This window comes from Oceanimonas aquatica (assembly GCF_030732065.1).
Lineage (GTDB): Bacteria > Pseudomonadota > Gammaproteobacteria > Enterobacterales > Aeromonadaceae > Oceanimonas.
The window spans coordinates 1-1150 of the sequence record NZ_JAVBHX010000023.1 but is presented as its reverse complement, the minus strand read 5'-3'; the positions used below and the strand labels follow the sequence as shown (position 1 = coordinate 1150).

The 1150-nt window shown below is 57.6% G+C and carries 1 protein-coding gene; it reads left to right on the top strand.

Going from position 1 to position 1150, the window contains the following annotated elements; genetic code table 11:
- The first annotated feature begins 89 nt into the window (after positions 1-89).
- Positions 90-1103, top strand: coding sequence for an IS110 family RNA-guided transposase (locus Q9290_RS16455; RefSeq protein ID WP_306080725.1), 1014 nt, complete (start codon positions 90-92; stop codon positions 1101-1103).
- Positions 1104-1150 lie beyond the last annotated feature (47 nt).

Here is a 1150-nt window from a genome sequence, read left to right as displayed (position 1 = left end):
GGATGATGAGATGGACACCTCTTGTGTAACCGGCGTCGCGATGCGCCATATTTGGGTTGAGGCTCAAATATCCACAAAAGGTGTCCACTATGAACATTACGCTCATTGGTCTCGATTTGGCAAAGAATGTGATTCAGGTTTGTGGCGTCAACCAGGCTGGCAAGACGGCGTTCAACCGCAAAGTGGCCCGGGACAAGGTGCTGGAGCTGCTTAGCCAGTACCCTCAGGTTCCCATTGCGATGGAAGCCTGCTGCGGCTCCAATTACTGGGGCCGCACCCTGCAGCAGCGGGGGCACCGGGTGATGTTATTGCCACCCCAGCATGTCAAACCGTTCGTTAAAGGTAACAAGAATGACCGCAACGATGCCTTTGCCATCTGCGAAGCGGCACGGCGCCCCAACATGACGTTCGTGCAGCCGCGCACGCTGGAGCAGACCGATATCAGCCTGACACACCGGCTGCGAGAGCGTCGTGTGGGCGAGCGAACCCGGTTGATTAACCAGTTGCGGGGACTGCTGAATGAGTACGATATTGTGCTGCCAGGCGGCAGAGACACATTGAAGCAGGCTATGCCCCTGCTGCTGGAAGAGGCGAGCAACGAGCTGACACCGCTGGCACGAGCTTATTGCCGTGACATTATGGAAGAATGGCAGCAACTGGATGAGACGATTCAGAAGGTGGATAAAGACATTCGCCGAAAATGCCGTGGCAATGAAGCCTGCACCCGGCTGGCCGACATCCGGGGCGTGGGCCCAGTCACCGCGACCGCCATGGTGGCCTTTGTCGGCAATGGCAGTCAGTACCGTAATGCCCGGCACTTCTCGGCCAACCTCGGGCTGGTACCGAAAGAGCATTCCAGTGGCGGCAAACAGAAGTTGGGCGGCATTACCAAACGCGGCAATGGTTATCTACGGACGTTGCTGGTCCAGGGAGCCTGGTCGATTATCCGGCACCTGAACAAGGCCACAGACCGGTTATCGCTCTGGGTCAAGCAACTGGTCGAACGCCGAGGCAAGCAGCGTGCTGCCGTGGCCACCGCCAACAAGCTGGCACGGATTATCTGGGCCATGTTGTTCCGGCAGGAGCATTACCGGGCAGCCTGAGCTGACACGAAGTAACGATGTTAAACCCCGTTTAGCAGGAAGGAAAA

What these genes read in the sequence shown, in the direction of transcription:
- Q9290_RS16455 (WP_306080725.1), top strand. Translation starts at nt 90, where the DNA reads ATGAACATTACGCTCATTGGTCTCGATTTGGCAAAGAATGTGATTCAG.